This is a genomic window from Halomicrobium zhouii (genome assembly GCF_900114435.1).
Taxonomy (GTDB): Archaea; Halobacteriota; Halobacteria; order Halobacteriales; family Haloarculaceae; genus Halomicrobium; species Halomicrobium zhouii.
In genome coordinates this window covers 613,362-631,218 of record NZ_FOZK01000002.1, presented here as the reverse complement: position 1 = coordinate 631,218, position 17,857 = coordinate 613,362, and the positions used below count along the sequence as shown (strand labels likewise).

Genomic DNA, 17,857 nt, shown 5'->3' with positions numbered 1-17,857 from the left:
GCCTTACTCTTTTCGCGTTTCGTCCCGTGGTTCGTGGACGAGCGATCCCTTGCGACAGTCGGGACAGAAGTCACCGGCTCGCAGCGAGGAGTCCTCTACCAGCGTCGTGTAGCCACACTGGGGACAGCGGAACTGGCCGTCCGGAATGGTGACGGCGGCGTTGTTCTCCGTCCCAGCGTCTGGGGCCGTGATCGGTTTCTCGTCGTCGAGCGCGTCACTCGGTGCCCACGCGTCGTCGCGGTCGTCGTCTGGCTCCTCCGGCCACGCGCCGGGCTCCCGACCACCGTCGCCGTCGTCGCTCTCGTCGTCCTCGTCGATGAACACGGCGTCGTCCTCGACCGGTTCCTCCTCGACCGGGTCGCTGCCGATACCCGTCTCCTCGATGGAGGGGTCGGCGAGTTCGTCGTCCACGACGTCGTCTTCGGTCTCGGCATCCAGAATCTCGGCGCCCTCGGTGGCGTCGACCGGGGTATCGCCGACGGCTGTCCCGTCGTCCGCGTCGACGGGGCCGTCGAACTCCTCGTCCGCGCTCCCGGACGTCTCGACGTCGTCTTCGCGGTCGTCGCCAGCGTCGTCAGCCTCGTCGGCGGAATCGGACGTCACGTCCTCGGCGCCGGCGGCCGGTTCCGACTCGTCCGATCCCGTCTCCTCGGATTCGTCCGCGGGCTCCGCGTCCGCACCGGCGGGCTCGTCCGGCGTCTCCAGCGTCGTGACTTCCTTGTTCTCGGAGACGACCCGCTCCTCCTCGCAGCGGCGACAGGCCTCGATCTCCCGGATGGTGATCACGACCTCGCTCCCCTGTTCCTCACGGTCGCGTTCGACCGTCGCGTCTCCGAACTTGTGTCCAAGGACGGAGCATTTGAGACCCATTGTCACGTCATGATTCGCTGCGAAACATAAGCCTACTGCTTGCCCCCCGCGATCTGATACGTTTGCCCGCGGTCGCCGGACGGCCCAATGGCGCCGGCCAGTCACTGGTTCGAGGGATAAGCACAAGAGTGGTCCACGTGTATCTGGAGGATATGAGAGTGAAGCCGGCGTATCGCGACCGTGACGAGACGGAGGTCGCGGTTCTCGACGCACTCGCCGACCGGCGCGAGGAGGGGATGACCGTGTTCGAGATCCGGTCGCGCGTCGACGCCGACATCGACCGTCTCGAAGACGCGCTCGCCGAACTCAAGGAAGACGACCTGATCCTGGTGAACCACGAGAACGAGCGAACCGTCATCGTCCCCGAAGACGGCGTCGTCGGCCCGGCAGACGTCGACGACGAGGAATCACTGCTGGATGCGCTCCGGCGCCGACTGCCGCTGTAACCGACCGATCGCGGGCCATTCGCGTCGAATCACTGCGCGCACAGTGTCCTGGTAGCCGTCGCGCCGTCCACCCGCCGATTGACTCAGTCCAGTCGGTACGTCCCGACAGTCCGTGCGGCGTAGCCGCCACTCACACCACCGAAGAAAGCGAGCAGCACCGCCGTCCCGACGAGACCGAGCGCGGCGAGGCCCCCATCTCCGTACGGGACGCTCGGTCTGACGAGTGAGGCGAGGACTGGATGCTGCGTGACCAGCACCGGGAGGACGGCGACCCCCAGCAACAGGATGTAGCCGACGAACGCCCAGGTGCTCGGGACGACCACCGCGTGGCTCCGGACCGTGGTCGTCTCGAACCGCGGGAAGACGACGCCGACGCCGGCGGCGACGGCCGGCGCACCGACCGCGACGACGATTCCGGCGCCAGCGGCGGCGGCGATGGCCGAAACGTCCAGTCCGGCAGCGACGCCCAGTGGGACGGCGAGCGCGACCGCCAGGCCGGCGGCCGGGAGCCCGCCGGCGAGGGCCAGGCCGGCGACGAACTGCGCCCCTGAGACCGTCGACGTCAGCGTCGCGGGCAACACGTCGCCCTCGCCGCCGAGCGGGTTGAGCGAGAACGCCGCGCCACCCGCGGTTCCGCTCGCCAGCGCGGCCAGGAGGGGGAGCGACGACGGGACGGTCCGCTCTATCAGGGCGACCTGCACCTGGAGGACGAGCAGGAAAAAGGGGAAGATCGCGAACTGGACGGTGAAGGGAGACCGGCGGGCGCGTCGCCAGCTCTTCTGGGCGACGACGCGCGTCTGGCGGGGGACGCGACCGGCGAGTAGCCGGTCCGACAGCGTCGTCGCCCGCGGGTCGAACGCGTGGTCTGGCTGGACCCGGTCCAGGTACCACACCCGCTCGGCGAGCACGTCGACGGCGACGACGATCACCGGGATACCGACGAACAGCGAGGCGACGCCACCGACCACGGGCAGCGGTCGCGCCGCCATCTCCGGGACGGCGAGGAACGTCACGTCGGCGTACCACGCGAACGGGGTCGCCGCGGCGGCCCGGAACGCGGCGTACTGGACCGCCGGCACGGCGTTCAGCGAGATGTACGCCACCGGGACGCCCACCGAGAGCACGAGCCCAATACCGGCGCGGTGGCGCGAGACGAACTCGGACCGACCCGCGACGTACTTCGCGACGAGGCCGAGCGCGTATCCCGCGAGCAGCCCGGCGACCGCCAGCGCGAAGAGGAGCGCGAGCAGGACCGTCCCGGCCAGGACCGAGCCGGTCCCCAGCCCGAACCCCACGACGATTCCCGTGACCGGGAAGAATCCCGTGGCGCCGATGCGCACGAACTCGGCCAGCAGGAGCCCCGCGAGGACGTCCCGGTACGGCGCGGTCGTCAACAGCCCGTCGGGGGCGTCGGGTTCGCCGGTGTGCTTGATCGCCCGCTGGACGGTCACGGCGAATACGAGCCCAGTCAGCCCGGCGAGCGCGGCACCGACGATCGGACGGGCGAGCGAGAACGATCCGTCCACGAGCGCGCCACCGAAGAAGAACGCACCGGCGCCCAGTCCCAGCCCGTACAGCGGCAGAACGATACCACCGGCAGTCAGCATAAGCAGCCCGCGCCTCGTGTCGGTGAGATTGCGCCAGCTCCGGCGGAGCTCCACCCGGGCGACGAGAGCGGCGTGACGGCCGCTCGGCCGCCGGCTCATCGCTGGGTGCCTGGCGCGTCCGCTTCGACCGCGCTGTCCCCCGACGGCGCCTCGGCAGTCACGTCGAGGAAGACGTCCTCTAGCGAGCCGTCACCGGCCTCGGCACCGTCTTCGGCGCGGCGGGTCAGCTCCGCGGGGCTGCCCTCGGTGACGAGGCGGCCGTCCGAGAGCACGCCTACCGTATCGGCGAGTTCCTCGACGACCGGGAGGATGTGCGTCGAGAGGAAGATGGTCGTCTCCTCGCGGGCCACCTCGGCGATGACGTCCCTGACGGTCCGGGCCGCCCGTGGGTCTAGCCCGCTGGTCGGCTCGTCGAGGAAGAGGACGTCGGGCCGGTGCAGTAGCGCCTGGACCAGCCCGAGCTTCTGTTTCATCCCCTTCGAGTACGCCTCGACGCGCCGGTCGGCGTCGCCGGCGAGGTCGAAGCGCTCCAGCAGGTCCTCGACGTGGTCCCAGTCGTCGACGTCCCGCAGCCCGGCGACGTACTCCAGTTGCTCTCGGCCCGTCAACTCGCCGTACACCGGCGGTTGCTCCGGCAGGAAGCCGAGGTGCTCGACGACGGCCGCCCGGTCGCCGACCGATTCGCCGGCGATGTGAGCCGTCCCCGCCGTCGGCGTCGTCAACGTCGTGAGCATCCGCAGCGTCGTCGTCTTTCCCGCCCCGTTCGGCCCGAGAAACCCGTAGATTTCCCCCCGTGGGATCGACAGATCGAGGTCGCGCACCGCGACCGCGTCGTCGAACTCCTTGCGGAGCCCCTCGGTCGCGATTGCCGGCGGACACATGCTAGACGAGGCGCCTGCCAGGCCCAAATGTCTTCGCGTGGAGGGGATGGGGCCGACGGCGGTCGGGTCGTCGGCTCATCCGCCGATCACCGACGCCGGAGCCCCTCGCCGAGCAGAAACAACGAGAGGACCGGGAGCCCGACCGCGACTCCAGTGGGAGGTTCGAGAACGTGTCCGCTCGCACTGCCCACCAGTTGGATCTGGACGACGACGAGAGCCGCCACGGCAGCGCCGGTCACGGCGACGCCGAGAGGGCGCCACAGGGCCGCGACGGGTATCCCCGCACGACCGGCCAGTTTCCGCCTCGCGACCAGCGCGACCGGTGGCGTGACGGCGACCCCGAGCCAGACCGAGTCCGGCAGCGGCAGGTCGATCGCAGCCCGTGCGAACTGCATCCAGACGAAAAACGAGACGTTCGCCGCGAGCCCGACGGTGAGCGCCGTCGCGGCCCGACCGTACCGAACGCGGGCCGAGAGCAGGCCGAACGCGACGCCGAGGACGCTGGCGACGGTCGCCACGCCGACCGCTGCGAACGTGACGACGCCGAGGGCCTCGACCGTCGCACGGATCGGTGACTGCGGTATTTGCCCGACTGGCACCGGATCCAGCAGGACGCTGCCGACGACGCCGATAGCCAGGAACACGCCGAAGCCGGCGAGACCGGCCTGGACGCGCCGATCGTCCCGGAGAACGGTGTCAAGGTCGCTGACGCCTGTACCGCCGTCGGGCACAGCGGGGCCGGGTCCCGCGTCCGCGCTTCCGAACCGGTCGCTCGACCCGGCGGAGACCGCGAGTTCGCGGGCGACGACGCCGACGAGACCGAGCAGGACGAGCGCCGCCCCGATCGCGAAGGTGAGGGGGACGTCGAAAGCCCTGTTCGCATCCATGTAGAAGTATCCCAGGCCGGGGATTTCGGCCGCTCTCTCCACGAAGACGACCGTTCCCAGGATCCACATCCCGAAGAGCCAGGCGTCGATCAGCCAGCCGCGGTTTCGGGGCTCACGGACGACGACTCGACCGGTCACGGCGGCGATGGGAAGGGCCAGGGCGGTCGCTTCGAGCCAGTTTCCGAGGGAGCCACCTGCACCGGGCGAGAGCCACGCCCATCCGGTCGAGGTACCTAGCGCGTAGCAGCCGAACAGGACGACGGGCACCGGGAACGCGCCGAGGTACCCGAACACCTCCACGAGCCGGCGAGCGCCGGGGCCGTTCCGCGAGAGCGCGACGAGCGCGCCGCCGAGGACGGCCGCCACGACTGCGACCTGTCCGAGGAGCAGAAGCGTCGTCGGCAGGGCGGTAGACACTATGTCGATCGCCGGCTCCTGGTACAAGATCGACAGGCCGAAGTCGAAGGTCAGCACGCCGAGGAACGACTCGACGAAGGACGAGGAAACCGCGCCGTCGAGTGCGGCCTGCATCTCGTCGTCCACCCGGACGAGGATGGTGGCCGACACTGCGGCGAAGGCGACCCACGTCCAGGCCGCGACCCCGACGCCGCGGAGGATGGAGACCACGAACGAGGACGGATCTGGGCGGTCCATAGCAGCCGTCCACGACCGCGACGGATAATATTTCCCCCATCGGCTCGCGGATAGAACGATCACACCGGAGGGGTCGCGACGGGAGCGCTTTTGACCGCGGCCGCCTCACTCCCACGTATGCGCGTAGTCACGCTGCTTCCCTCAGCCACCGAAATCGCGTACGCGCTCGGCGTCGAACCCGTGGGCGTCTCGCACGAGTGCGACTACCCGCCGGAGGCCGCGGCGTTGCCGTCGGTCAACCGCTCCCGCGTCGATCCGGAGGCCTCCAGCGCCGAGATAAACGATCAGGTGGCCGAGGCGGAGGCGAGCGACGGTGTTTATGCGGTCGATAAGGACGCCCTCGCTGCCGTCGACCCGGACCTGATCGTCACCCAGGGCGTCTGCGACGTCTGCGCGGTCGACCACGTCCTCGTCGAGGAGGCCGTCGCCGACCTGGGACTCGACGCCGAGGTGCTGACGATGGACGTTCACAGCCTGGCTGACCTGTTCGACACCATCGAGCGCTTCGGCGACGCCCTCGGTGAGCGCGAGGCCGCCGCCGGACTGGTCGCGAGCCTACGCGACCGCGTCGAGGCGGTCGAGGAGACGGCGGCCGAGGCGTCCGCGGGCGACGACGAAAGTCCCCGCGTCGCGGTGCTCGACTGGCTCGACCCCGTGATGGTCGCGGGCCACTGGGTTCCCGAGATGGTCGAGAAAGCGGGCGGAGCGTACGACATGGAAGACGCCGGTGCACACTCACGCCCGCGTGAGTGGATGGAGGTCCGCGAGTACGACCCCGAGGTGCTCGTCGTCGCGCCCTGCGGCTTCGACCTGGACCAGACCCGTGAGAACCTCGCCGACGTGACCGACCGACCGGGATGGGGCGAATTGAGCGCGGTCCAGGAGGGCCGGGTCCACCTCGTCGACGGCCACCACTACGTCAACCGGTCGGGACCGCGCCTCGTCGACACGCTGGAGTTCCTGGCGGCGCTGATCCATCCAGAGAGGTTCGACCGGCCCCCGGCGGACGCGGTGCAGTCGCTGGCGACGGCGCAACGGTAGTTAGTGGGGGCGGCCTGCGTCGCTCGCCGGTCAATCCGACAGCGAGCAGCGGCCCTCGTAGGAGACGCCATCGACGGAGTTCACGCTGGGGTCGTCGCCGCAGACCGGGCAGTCGGGGTTTCGATTGACCGGCACTTCGTCGAACGACATCGCCGAGGCGTCGAAGGCCAGCAGGCGGCCCTCCAGCGACTCGCCCTCGCCGACGACCCACTTGACGACCTCCGTCGCCTGGAGACAGCCGACGGTGCCGGGGAGCACGCCGAGCACGCCGGCGGTCGAACAGTCGGGCACGGCGCCCTCCGGCGGGGCCTCGGGGAACAGACACCGGTAGCACGGTCCGTCGCCGGAGAAGGTGGTGACCTGCCCCTCGAAGCGGTAGACGGCGCCGTGGAAGAACGGAACGCCGGCGACGGTGCAGGCGTCGCTGACCAGGAAGCGCGTCGGGAAGTTGTCCGAGGCGTCGACGACGAGGTCGTGCTGTCCGACGAGATCGGCGGCGTTGTCGCTGTCGAAGCGCGTCTCGTACGTCTCGACGGTGACGTCGGGGTTCAGGTCGGCGACGAACTCGCGGGCGCTCTCGACCTTCGGCCGGCCGACGTCCGCGTCGCCGTGGATCACCTGGCGCTGGAGGTTGGAGCGCTCGACGACGTCGTCGTCGACGATTCCCAGGGTGCCGACGCCGGCGGCCGCGAGGTACTGCAGGACCGGCGACCCCAGTCCGCCCGCACCGACGACGAGAACGCTCGCCTCGAGCAGGGCTTCCTGGCCCGCCGGCCCCACGTCGTCCATGATGACGTGACGCGAGTAGCGGTCGAGCTGCGTGGCGTCGAGGTCGACCATGCGTGAGCGTCGCTGTCGAGGGCCAAAAGGGGTGTGGGTCCGTGGCGTCGATGCCGACGATTGCCGTCTACGGCGTACGCAACTGGCCACAACCGGCTTTAGAGTGGCAGGCACAGAGTCGCCAATGGCACTCGTCGGCGAAGGCGTCCTCGCCACACCCATCCTCTCGGCGACGGTCGCCGAACTCGACGACGCGGAGTTACGACTCGAGGAGATACGGTCGATTCCCGACGAGCGACTCAGATTTCTCGTGTGGGTGGCGGAACGACACCTCCCCGGGTTCGAGGCGGCGGTGGCGACCGACGAGACGGTCCGGTCGTTCCGGCACCTCACTCGCACCGAGGACCGTCGGCTCTACCGGCTCACGCTCTCGGAGACGGGCCAGGACGTCTCGACGTACCTGGCCGCCGCCGAGGCGGACATCGTCATCCTCGACCTGACTGTCTCGGCTGACGGCATGCGGTTCGTCGCTCGGGTGCCTTCGCGCGAGGCGTTGCGGGCCTACGCGGAGGCCTGCGGGGATCGGGGCGTCGGATTTCAGTTGACCCGGCTGTACGAGGACGGAACGTCTGAGGACGCGAGTGGTGGAACGGAGTACGGGTTGACCGAATCCCAGTACGAGGCGCTGAGCAAGGCACTGGAACTGGGCTACTTCGAGGTTCCCCGTGAGACTTCAGTGAGCGAGATCGCCGCAGCACTCGACGTCTCGGGACAGGCGGTATCGACCCTGCTCCGCCGCGGAGAGAAGAACCTGCTGGAACACACACTCGGGAGGAGTAGCACTTAAAGGGTTGACCTGGAACAACACGCACCCATTCGTGCCTGTGGGACGTATCCAGCGGTAGTAGATGACTGTTGATTGTAACGATCCAGCCGCTGAACTGACAGACGGAACCACGACGTGCCGAGTTAGACCGGACGAGACGCCCTCACTCGCCGTCGTGCGTGCCGTCGCTGCGGCGTCCGGGCTCGACCCCGTCGGGGCGGGCGCAAGAACTGACTCGCTCGAACCGCTCGCAGAGAGCATCGACCCCGAGGCGCTCGATTGTATCGTCGAATCCGGGTGTGCCGGCCCCGGAGACACCGTCTCCATCGAGTTCTCGTACGCGGACCACCTGGTCACTGTTCGCGGCGGGGAGACCGTCTGTGTGACGGTCGACTAACGACCACAGGTCCCGCCCACCGGTTCTCGCGTCTCACTGCCACCGATACAGCGCCGCGAGGCAGCCAGCCCAGAGGAGTACCGTCGCCGAACGGGAGTGACCGCCGAGTTCGACGCCCACGCGAGCCGTCGTGATGGGATACAGGAGCGGGATGCCCGCGGGCGTCGTCGCATCGATGGCCAGTTGGGAGGCGTAGGCGGTACCAACGGCCAGGCCGGCAGACCGGCGCCAGCGTGCGACCAGTAGCGTCAGGAGGGCGGCCGCGAGAACGGTGTGCGTGACGCCCCGGTGGACCAGCGGCGGCTGCCACGCCAGCGGGAAGAGCAGGTCGAGGTCGGCGGCGACGCCGCCCAGCAGGCCCCAGGCCGGTTCGTCGACGAGCACTTTCCCGAGGGTGTATCCCACGAGCGCGTGTGTGGCGACAGCCATCCAGAGGAAGGCGGCGTGGTCACCGACTGGCAGGTCGACCGGCACGCGCGAGCGTTCGCGGGCGGACGCCAAAGGTCTACGGTCCAATGTCCTGCGCGACAGCACCAGTCCTTTGCCGCCGGACCGTGACCACCAGTCATGACTCTCCTCGAGACGACCTGGCTGGCGGTCGGGGCCGTGGCGGTTCTGCTCGGGTGTAGCGCCTTCTTCTCGAGCAGCGAGATCGCCATCTTCTCGCTGTCCGCGGAGGCGGACACCGACGCCACGCGGGAGAGTGCGCCGGACCGGCGGAGCGAGACGCTGGCTCGCCTCCGCGAGGACCCCCACCGCCTGCTCGTCACGCTGCTCGTCGGGAACAACGTCGTGAACGTGGCCATCTCCAGCATCATCACGGTCGTCCTGGTCGACCGGTTGCCCGCGGGACAGGCGGTGGCCGCGGCCACCATCGGCGCGAGCTTCACCGTCCTGCTGTTCGGAGAAATCCTGCCGAAGGCGTACGGGCTGGGCAACGCCGAGAAGGTGTCGCTGGCCGTGGCGCGCCCCATCCGCGTCGTCGGCCTCCTCCTGCTCCCGCTCGTGATCGTCTTCGACGGGCTGACGCGCCGGGCCAGCGGCGTCCTCGGCGTCGACGCCGGCATCGAACGACCGTACACGGACGACGAACCGGACGGCGATTGAGCGAACGGGCGAGTCCGCACGGACGGCGAACGTCGGGGTCCGTTCTCAGCAGTCGTACAGCTCGCGGTACTTCGCGTCGGCGTAGTCGAGGAAGTAGTCGGCGGTGAACTCCTCGCCAGTCGCCTCCCGGATCAGGTCGTCCGTCGTGTAGCGGCTGCCGTGGGCGTGGACGTTCTCGGTGAGCCAGTCGTGGATCGGGTCGAAGTTGCCCTCGCGGATCTGGCCGTCGAGGCTACCGAGGTCGTCCTCGGCGGCGGCGTAGAGTTGCGCGGCCAGCACGGAGCCCAGCGAATACGTCGGGAAGTAGCCGAAGGAGCCGTGGGTCCAGTGGATGTCCTGCAGGCAGCCCTCGCTGTCGGTGTCCGGGCGAACGCCGAGGTACTCTTCCATCTTCTCGTTCCACACCTGCGGCACTTCCTCGACGTCGAGGTCGCCGTGGATGAGGTCGCGCTCGATCTCGAAGCGCAGGACGATGTGCATGTGATACGTCAACTCGTCCGCCTCGACCCGGATCAGGTTGTCCGGGTGGACGGTGTTCGCGGCCTCGTAGAACGCACCAGGTGCCGCGTCGACTCCCAGATGGTCGTCGACGGTGTCGGCAAAGAGCTCCCAGAACGGCCGGGATCGGCCGACGTGGTTCTCCCACAGGCGCGACTGCGACTCGTGGACGGAGAGGTCACGGGAGTCGCCCAGCGGCGTGCCGTAGTGCTCGCGGGGCAGGCCCTGGGTGTACGTCGCGTGGCCGAACTCGTGAATCGTCGACCCGACGGCGTCGAGCGGGTCCTCGGCCTGGAACCGCGTCGTCACGCGGGCGTCGAACTGCGTCCCAGTGGAGAAGGGATGGGGCGCGGTGTCGAGGCGGCCGCGGTCCCAGTCGTAGCCCAGCGTGTCGAGGGCGGCCCGGACGAGTTCCTCCTGGTCGGCCTCGTCGTACGCCCCCGAGAACGGGTCGGCGAGTTCGACGTCGCTGTCGTCGATGTCGTCGATCAGCGGGACGAGTTCGTCGCGCAGGCGTTCGAGGATCTGTTCGGCGGTGTCCAGGCCGAGGTAGGGTTCGTACTCCTCGAACAGCACCTCGTAGGGGTCCCGGTCCGAGTCGATGGCCTCGGCGTACTCCCGCTTGAGCTGGATGATCTCTTCGAGGGTGTCGGCGTAGGCGTCGAAGTCGTCCTCCGCCTTGGCCTCCTTCCAGACGGGCAGCGCGTTCGAGGTGGTCTCGGAGATCCGCTCGACGAGGTCCGAGGGGACCTTCACCGCGCGCTCGTGTTCCCGGCGGGTCTCCCGAACGTTGGCCCGCTGGCCCTCGTCGAGATTCTGTCCGTCGAGTTCGTCGAGCCACCCCGACAGGTCGTCGTCGGTGAGCATCTCGTGCGAGACAGTCGACAGCGTCGAGAGTTGCTTTGCGCGGGCGGGCGTCCCCTCGTCGGGCATCATCACCTCCTGGTCCCACTGGAGGACCCCGCCAGCGTCCCCGACGTAGTGGTAGCGTTTGACGTGCTTCTCGAAGCGCTCGTAGGTGCCCGGTGCGTCGGCGTCTGTGTCCGACTCTGACTCGGCGTCTGTCGTCATGGCCCGTGATTGGACGGGGCGCGGTAAAACTGCCGCGCTCGCGAGTGTGATGGTGACAGTTGTCGAGGTGTTCTTCTGGTCGGTGTTTCGTCGACGTTTCTGGTCCCTGTGAGTGTGAATTGCTCGGGTGTTTGGGTGGGATAGTGCTGGAAGAAAGGAGACCGCTACCACCCAGAAAGCCCTCGGCGGGCTGCGGTCCCGGGGCTCGCTGCGCTCCTCGGCTCCGCCTGCGGTGCTTGCTTCGCCCGGGTTCCCGCAGCCCGCCTCGCCCTTTCAGTCCACCAGGGCCAGTACAGCACCGCAGCCCTGCCCATCCCCTGGTCGCACGACCCTCACATTCGTTCGGGCACGTGCTCCCGGCCGGCCGCCGCGCAGTTGCTGAAGGAAGCGTGATTCGCGCCGGACGGCGCGAATCCGGGGAGGGTTGGTGGTAATAATCGCGAGCGCGTTTTATCGCGCGAGCAATACTGTGCCTGGAGGACTGAAAGGGCGAGGTGCGGTCGCGTGGGCTGAGACGGGCCCTATCCGAGCGACGGAGGAGCGAGGATATCCCGCGCAGCCCGCGTCGAGCGCGCCGAGGGCTTTCGACGTGTTCGCGGTAGCGTCAGTCACGTCTCTCTGAACACAGCCGAACGATACGTAGCTCACCTACATTGACCACACCAATCTTCATGAGCCGACCCGACACACCTCCGAACGTGACACGCCAGACCGTCTCCAGCGGCACCCAGTGGGAGGAGGAAGTGGGATACTCGCGGGCCGTCCGCGTCGGCGACCGGATCGAAGTTTCGGGAACGACGGCGACGGACGAGGCGGGTGAAATCGTCGGCATCGGCGACCCGTACGCCCAGGCCAGTCAGGCCATCGAAAACATCGAGTCCGCGCTGGCCGACGTCGACGCCGCCCTCACCGACGTCGTCCGGACCAGAATGTTCGTCACCGACGTCGACCACTACGACGCGGTCGGGCGGGCCCACGGGGAGGCCTTCGGCGAGATTCGCCCGGCGACGAGCATGTACGAGGTGTCGGCGCTGGTCGAGCCAGAGCTGCTCGTCGAGATAGAGGCGACGGCGATAGTCGCTGACTGAGGCGATACTCCCAGCAGGGCCGGCTCACGCGACGTCGGGGCTCTCGTCCCAGGCGCCCTCGGGCGGTTCGACCCACGGCCGACGCGTCTCGAGCGAAAACCGCTCCCGCGCCAGCGTGACGCCAAGCGCGACACGCTGGTCCGCGCCGTCGAAGTGCGCCGGGCCGAGCAGCGGGTTGACGCTCGATATCTCCTCGTGGGCGTAGACGTCGACGCCGTCCTCGCCCGGGAACAGCATGAGGTGGAGCTGTCTGTCCGCCAGGGGCGAGTCACGAGTCACCCACGAGCCGACCTCGGGGCCGTCCTCGCGGACCTTCAGCCGCGAGAACGGATTGCGGACGAACCCCTCCCGCCAGAGCAGTTCCTCGAACTCGCCGCGGTCGCCCGGATAAGTGCCGGCGTACTCCCCCTCGGTGATGGGACGCGGACCGGCGCGGTAGTCGAGCGCCGCACCCAACAATCGCGAAGCACTCCTCCGCACGGGTTCCCACCAGCGACCAGGGGGGCCGACGTTCCACGCGAAGGGGAGGGCGTAGGTCTGGCAGAGCCCGACAGTGGCGCCTGTGGCCGTCAGGGCTCGCATTAGAACCGCTCGCGGGGAGACCATCTACAGTCGTTCCGCGACGCTGCGGTAGATCCGGTAGCACCGTTCGAGCACGTCCAGCGAGACGCTCTCGTCGGCGGTGTGGGCCTCGCCCGGCTCTGCCGCGCCGACGACGACGCAGTCGGTGCCCGCCCGGGCGAGGTTCCCGGCGTCGGTGGCGTGGGGCTTGACGACGTGTTCGGGCGTGCCGTCCTGCGAGTCGGCGGCGACGCCCAGCACCAGGTCTGCAAAGGCCGCGTCCTCGCAGGCCATCGGCGGGAGGTCCTGGTCGACGGTCCACTCGACGCCTGGTAGCTCCTCGACGCGCTCGATTGGGGCACGCTCGCCCGGGACCGTCCGCTCGTCGACGGTCACCTCGCAGCGCTCGGGGACGACGTTCCAGGCCGACCCGCCGTCGATTTCAGTGACGGCGACGCTCCCGGCCACCTCGTGACCCATGACGTCCGTCGACGGAAACTCCAGGTCGCGCACGACGTCGACGGCGTCGCTGGCTCGGTAGATGGCGTTCTCCCCCGACTCGGGCTCGCTGGCGTGGGCGGCGGTGCCGTGGGCGGTGATAGTGCTTCCTCGACGGCCCTTGTGAGCCACGGCGACGTCGGTGACACCCGCTGCGGAGTACCCCGTCGATCCCTCGCCGACGACGGCGTAGTCCGGCGCGAAGCCGTCATCGACCGCCGCTTCGGAACCCAGACAGCCCGCTTCCTCGGCGACGAAGGAGACGAAGACGAGTTCGCAGCCGAGGGCGGCAGGGTCGACGTCCCGCAACGCGCACATCGCCGCGGCGACGCAGCCCTTCATGTCGGCGGTTCCCCGACCGTAGAGGCGACCATCTCGCCGTTCGACGACGTAAGATCCATCAGCGTCGACCTGCGAGTCGTCCGGCGGGACCACGTCGTGGTGGCCCGCCAGCGCGAGCGTCGTCTCGCCCTCGCCCACGCGCGCGAAGACGTTGCCGTCCTCGTCCCGTTCGACGGCGGCCGCGGTCTGCTCGCGGAGCCAGCTCTCGACGAAGTCCCCCGCGGCAGTCTCGTCCTCGTGACTCGGGATGGAGACCAGTTCCCGCGTGAGGTCTGCGACGTCCATACGCCATCGTCACCCCCGACGGCAAAAAGTGTGGCCGGGTCACTCGCGGGCCCGTCGACCCACCGCCTCCCAAAAAGGACTTCCCGACGATAGGCGAACGTAAACCCAATGAGTACCCCCTCCGACCACGCCACAGAGGACTACACTGTGCGTGGCTCCGTCCCGCCCCTCCGAGAATGGCTGCGCGTGTACGTCATCGGCCTGTTCATGGGATCCGCCGACGCCGTGCCGGGCGTCTCCGGCGGGACCATCGCGCTCATCGCCGGCATCTACGAACGGCTCATCACCGCGGTGACCGCCGTCACCCCGCAGCGGTTCGTCCGGGGCGTCACCGCCTTGCTTCCGATTCGCGGCGGCGTCTCGATACCGCAGGCGCTCGACGTCTGGGAGGACGTCGACGGCTGGTTCCTCATCGCCCTGCTGGGCGGCATCTTCACCGCCGTCATCGCCGTCACCGGCGTGGTCGATTGGGCTAACGAGTACCACCCGCGAGAACTCCTGGGTTTCTTCTTCGGCCTCATCGCCGCCTCCGCGGTCATCCTGCTCCGTGCCATCGACATCGAGGGAACCGACGAGATAGCCGCCGCCGTCGCGGGGTTCGCCGTAGCCTTCCTCGCGTCTGGGATCAACTCGGGCGGCGGCGATAGCAGCCTCCTCGTCGTGTTCGTCGCCGGCGCGTTCTCGGTCAGCGCGATGATCCTCCCCGGCATCTCGGGGTCGCTGATGCTCGTCATCCTCGGGCTGCACGCGTACCTCTCGGCGCAGTTGCACGCGTTTCTCGGTGCGCTCACCGGGCTCGTGAGTGGCGGCTCCCCGGCCGACGTCGTCGGTTCCGGCAGCGTCGTCGTGGCCTTCATCGTCGGCGGGCTGATCGGCGTCCTGACGATCGCCCGGATCATCAGGCGCGCGCTCGACGCCAACCACGGGGCGACGCTGGCCTTCCTCGTCGCCCTCGTCGTCGGTGCGCTCCGCGCACCGGTCTTCCAGATCGGACAGAAGGGCTACGCCTGGAACCAGGAGACGCTGTTGCTCTTCGGCGGTGCCGCCGCCGTCGGCGCCGTCATCGTCCTCGTGCTGGACTGGTACGCCGTCGACATCGACCTCGACGCGGTCTGAGGGTCGAACCTGGATCGCGCTGCCTCGGTCACGCCGCCTCTACCCCCGGCCGAACGTATCGCTCTGATCGGCTATTGATCAGTACCCCGTGAGTACGCGACCATTGGTTTCGCAAGTATACCTATTATACAAACTCTTTCCGGTGCCGAGAACATCTCCGGTGAGTCGTGACACGAACGGGAACCCGGTCCGGTCGACGGACGCTCGTCGCTCTCGTCGCAGTGATTCTCGTGGTCGCCGCCACGCCGCTCGGCGCGGTCTCGGTCGGGGCTGCCACGACGCAACAAACCGCAGGAAACGCGGGTAAGAACCTCGCGTCCGCAGGGAACACGGCCCAGGATACCACCATCGAAAGCAGTGCGAGCCGGAACGCAACGACGCTGACGATTCTCTCGTACAACGACGTCCAGACGGCGGCCTCTGACCCAGACGCGATGGGACGGTTCGTCGGGACGCTGCACGAACGGCGCGCCGCCCACGACAACCCGACCGTGGTCGTCGGCGGCGGCGACCAGGTCAGTCCCAGTTCGCTCTCGCCGGTGAGCCAGTGGCGCGTGCCGGTCCGGACGCTCAACGTCGCGAACCCGGACGCCGAAGTCGTCGGGAATCACGACCTCGACTACGGCTTCGAACCGGTCGAGAACTACAGCGAGGCCTCGGAGTTCCCCTGGCTGGCCGCGAACGTCGTCCGCGAGGACGGCGAGACGATTCCGGGGACGGAGAACTACACCATCGTCGAGCGCGACGGCGTCCGCGTCGGCGTCGTCGGCCTCGTCGACGAGGCCATCGAACCCAAGACGGCGGTCGACTTCGAGGAACACGGCTACCGCGTCGCCGACTACAGCGAGGTCGGCGGTCGCATCGCGACGAAGCTAAAGACCGAGGAGGACGTCGACGTGGTCGTCGCCGCGGCCCACATCGGCGTCCCCGATTCGAAGGAACTCGCCCGCGAGACGGAGAATATCGACGTCATCGTCACGGGCGACGACGAGATCGACTACCCGCCCCGGGAGACGTCGGGGACTGTCATCACCGAGGCGACCGCCCGCGGCGAGTACGTCGGCGAACTGAACCTCACGGTGACCGAGGACTCGGTCAGGATGGAGAGCGGCCGCATCGTCGAGGTCACCGACGACGCGTCCGTCGACGAGACGGCGCGGGACGTCGTGGCCGAGGCCCGCAGCGATCAGCTCTCGAAGCGGGTCGGCCGGACGAACGTCCCACTCGACTCGACGTTCTCGTCGAACTACCACGACGAGACCGCCTGGGGGAACCTCGTCACCGACGCTTTCCGCAACGAGACGGGCGCTGAAGTGGCGGTGACGAACGCCGGCGGCATCCGCGGCGACTTCGTGATGGAGCCGGGGCCGGTCACCTACGACGACGTCTACACCTCGCTACCCTTCGGGAACTACCTCGTCACGAAGGAACTCACCGGTGAACAGCTCCGGGAACTCCTGGCCAGTCAGGTGATCACCCTCGACTCCGAGGAGGGTCAGCAGTACGGCGCCGAGCCGTCGCTCCAGGTCAGCGGCGTCACCTACGAGTTCGCGACCCGCGAGGGAAGCGGTCCCCTCGTCCGCGACGTCGCGGTCGACGGCGAGCCGCTGCGCGAGAACGCCACCTACGCCGTGACGGTCAACTCCTACATGGCGGACTGGAGCTTCGAGGACCGCTACGGCTGGTCGCTGGCCGACCGACCCACGGTCGGTACCGACTACACCCTCTACGGGACCGCCGCCGCGAACTACGTGAACCACACCTCACCGGTCGAGCGCGACGGCGAGGACCGGATCCGCCGCGTCGACCGTGAACTCGGCACCGGGACGGTCGTCGAGGACGCGGCGAACGCCACGAACGGGACGGTCGCGGTCAGGTTCGCGGTTCCAGACGCAGTCACGAACCCCACCGAGTCGACGTTCCGTCTGGAGAACGAGACGTCGGCGGTCCTCTCCGCGGAGTCGATCTCGCTCGGTGACGGGAATCTCACCGCCCGCTTCGACGCCACCGCGTTCGAGGCGCTGCGAGCGAACAGCGACGACGTCCAGCTGTACGGCGCGTACGACGACGCCGAGCACGGCGACTCACTGGTCTACCGCGACCAGGCCGTCCTCAACGGGGCAGTTCCATCCGGTGAGGACGGCGACGACGGTGGAGACGGTACCGGCGAAGACGCGCCGGACGACGCGGCGGCGACCCTCGAGATCTCGTCCGTCTCGGTCAGCGAGGGCGAGACGGCGACGGTCGCGGTGAACGCGTCGTCGCTCCCCGACGGCCTCTCCGGGGGACAGGTTGCCGTGTCGGTGTCGGACCCCTCGGTCGCGACGGTCACCGACGCCAGCGCCGGCGACGCCTTCGGGCTGACCGCCGGGCCGAACGTCACCGACGACGGTGCCGTCGTCCGGTTCGCAGACCTCGACGGCGCGGTCCAGCCGGGAGCCACGGACGCGACGCTCGCGACCCTGACAGTCGCCGGCGAATCGGCGGGGACGACGAACGTCACCGTCCGCGTCGACGCGCTGGACGGCGAGAACGGGACGGCCCTCGACGTCGCGACGCGGAACGGCACCGTGACGACGGGCCCGCCGCCCGTGGTGTCCGGACGGTCGCCCGCCGACCACGACCACGACGGGACCTTCGAAGACCTCAACGGCAACGGTCGGCTGGACTACGACGACGTCGTCACACTCTTCGAACACATCGAGTCGGGCGTCGTCGAGGACCACCACAGCGCGTACGACTTCAACGGCAACGGCCGCGTCGACTACGAAGACGTCGTCACGCTGTACGAGGCGCTGTAGCGCGCTCCGGCGCTCGCCCGGACCCGGTCCGTCCGGGTATCCTCTTCGGCCGGTACCGCGGACGCCGCTCGCGTCCGTCCTGTATCCGGACTCTTATCACC

17 protein-coding genes are annotated in these 17,857 nt (G+C 68.9%); 8 read left to right on the top strand and 9 right to left on the bottom strand.

From position 1 onward, the window contains the following. Positions 1–3 precede the first annotated feature (3 nt). Positions 4–870, bottom strand: a complete 867-nt coding sequence (locus tag BM337_RS10330; RefSeq protein WP_089816532.1) for a DUF7093 family protein — start codon at positions 868–870, stop codon at positions 4–6. Positions 871–1,022: 152 nt separating this feature from the next. On the opposite strand from BM337_RS10330, the gene BM337_RS10325 reads away from it, so the two are divergent. Further along, on the top strand, positions 1,023–1,316 hold the full coding sequence (locus BM337_RS10325; RefSeq protein WP_089817171.1) for a DUF6432 family protein: 294 nt from the start codon (positions 1,023–1,025) through the stop codon (positions 1,314–1,316). An 83-nt stretch (positions 1,317–1,399) separates the two neighbouring features. Here the strand turns inward: BM337_RS10325 and BM337_RS10320 are convergent, their stop codons facing one another. The 3 genes from BM337_RS10320 to BM337_RS10310 form a co-directional block, all read right to left on the bottom strand. Further along, positions 1,400–3,022 (bottom strand): hypothetical protein, encoded by a 1,623-nt coding sequence (locus tag BM337_RS10320; protein ID WP_143117697.1) that lies wholly within the window; start codon positions 3,020–3,022, stop codon positions 1,400–1,402. Next, positions 3,019–3,804, bottom strand: a complete 786-nt coding sequence (locus BM337_RS10315) for an ABC transporter ATP-binding protein (protein ID WP_089816530.1) — start codon at positions 3,802–3,804, stop codon at positions 3,019–3,021. Before BM337_RS10315 ends, BM337_RS10320 begins: the two co-directional genes overlap by 4 nt. A gap of 86 nt (positions 3,805–3,890) precedes the next feature. Then, positions 3,891–5,345 (bottom strand): ABC transporter permease family protein, encoded by a 1,455-nt coding sequence (locus BM337_RS10310; protein ID WP_089816529.1) that lies wholly within the window; start codon positions 5,343–5,345, stop codon positions 3,891–3,893. A 117-nt stretch (positions 5,346–5,462) separates the two neighbouring features. Here BM337_RS10310 and BM337_RS10305 point away from each other — a divergent pair, with 117 nt between their 5' ends. Then, positions 5,463–6,386 (top strand): ABC transporter substrate-binding protein, encoded by a 924-nt coding sequence (locus BM337_RS10305; RefSeq protein ID WP_089816528.1) that lies wholly within the window; start codon positions 5,463–5,465, stop codon positions 6,384–6,386. A gap of 30 nt (positions 6,387–6,416) precedes the next feature. Here the strand turns inward: BM337_RS10305 and ubaA are convergent, their stop codons facing one another. Next, positions 6,417–7,226 carry an SAMP-activating enzyme E1 gene (gene ubaA, locus BM337_RS10300; protein WP_089816527.1) on the bottom strand — a complete coding sequence of 270 codons (810 nt, stop codon included), beginning with the start codon at positions 7,224–7,226 and terminating at the stop codon, positions 6,417–6,419. A 124-nt stretch (positions 7,227–7,350) separates the two neighbouring features. On the opposite strand from ubaA, the gene BM337_RS10295 reads away from it, so the two are divergent. Then, a complete protein-coding gene (locus tag BM337_RS10295) occupies positions 7,351–8,013 on the top strand; it encodes a helix-turn-helix domain-containing protein (RefSeq protein WP_177227413.1) in 663 nt (220 codons plus the stop codon). 61 nt (positions 8,014–8,074) lie between these two features. Then, positions 8,075–8,389, top strand: coding sequence for a HalOD1 output domain-containing protein (locus BM337_RS10290; RefSeq protein WP_177227411.1), 315 nt, complete (start codon positions 8,075–8,077; stop codon positions 8,387–8,389). A gap of 33 nt (positions 8,390–8,422) precedes the next feature. Here BM337_RS10290 and BM337_RS10285 read toward each other — a convergent pair whose 3' ends face one another. Further along, positions 8,423–8,863 (bottom strand): metal-dependent hydrolase, encoded by a 441-nt coding sequence (locus BM337_RS10285; RefSeq protein WP_089816525.1) that lies wholly within the window; start codon positions 8,861–8,863, stop codon positions 8,423–8,425. Positions 8,864–8,956: 93 nt separating this feature from the next. Between BM337_RS10285 and BM337_RS10280 the strand changes: the two genes are divergently transcribed. Beyond that, positions 8,957–9,496: a DUF21 domain-containing protein gene (locus tag BM337_RS10280; protein ID WP_089816524.1), complete on the top strand. Its 540-nt coding sequence runs from the start codon at positions 8,957–8,959 to the stop codon at positions 9,494–9,496. A 45-nt stretch (positions 9,497–9,541) separates the two neighbouring features. Here the strand turns inward: BM337_RS10280 and BM337_RS10275 are convergent, their stop codons facing one another. Next, positions 9,542–11,065 carry a carboxypeptidase M32 gene (locus tag BM337_RS10275; protein WP_089816523.1) on the bottom strand — a complete coding sequence of 508 codons (1,524 nt, stop codon included), beginning with the start codon at positions 11,063–11,065 and terminating at the stop codon, positions 9,542–9,544. Positions 11,066–11,763: 698 nt separating this feature from the next. On the opposite strand from BM337_RS10275, the gene BM337_RS10270 reads away from it, so the two are divergent. Further along, the gene (locus BM337_RS10270; RefSeq protein ID WP_089816522.1) at positions 11,764–12,153 is read left to right on the top strand and encodes a RidA family protein; all 390 of its coding nucleotides are present in this window, start codon (positions 11,764–11,766) and stop codon (positions 12,151–12,153) included. A 24-nt stretch (positions 12,154–12,177) separates the two neighbouring features. Here BM337_RS10270 and BM337_RS10265 read toward each other — a convergent pair whose 3' ends face one another. Both BM337_RS10265 and BM337_RS10260 read right to left on the bottom strand, forming a co-directional pair. Then, positions 12,178–12,735 carry a hypothetical protein gene (locus BM337_RS10265; protein ID WP_089816521.1) on the bottom strand — a complete coding sequence of 186 codons (558 nt, stop codon included), beginning with the start codon at positions 12,733–12,735 and terminating at the stop codon, positions 12,178–12,180. A gap of 24 nt (positions 12,736–12,759) precedes the next feature. Next, the gene (locus BM337_RS10260) at positions 12,760–13,839 is read right to left on the bottom strand and encodes a M20 family metallopeptidase (protein ID WP_089816520.1); all 1,080 of its coding nucleotides are present in this window, start codon (positions 13,837–13,839) and stop codon (positions 12,760–12,762) included. Between the two features lie 108 nt (positions 13,840–13,947). On the opposite strand from BM337_RS10260, the gene BM337_RS10255 reads away from it, so the two are divergent. Together BM337_RS10255 and BM337_RS10250 are read left to right on the top strand one after the other, a co-directional pair. Then, a complete protein-coding gene (locus BM337_RS10255; protein ID WP_089816519.1) occupies positions 13,948–14,955 on the top strand; it encodes a DUF368 domain-containing protein in 1,008 nt (335 codons plus the stop codon). Between the two features lie 167 nt (positions 14,956–15,122). Next, positions 15,123–17,756 carry a 5'-nucleotidase C-terminal domain-containing protein gene (locus BM337_RS10250; RefSeq protein ID WP_218155553.1) on the top strand — a complete coding sequence of 878 codons (2,634 nt, stop codon included), beginning with the start codon at positions 15,123–15,125 and terminating at the stop codon, positions 17,754–17,756. The last annotated feature ends 101 nt before the right edge of the window (positions 17,757–17,857 follow it).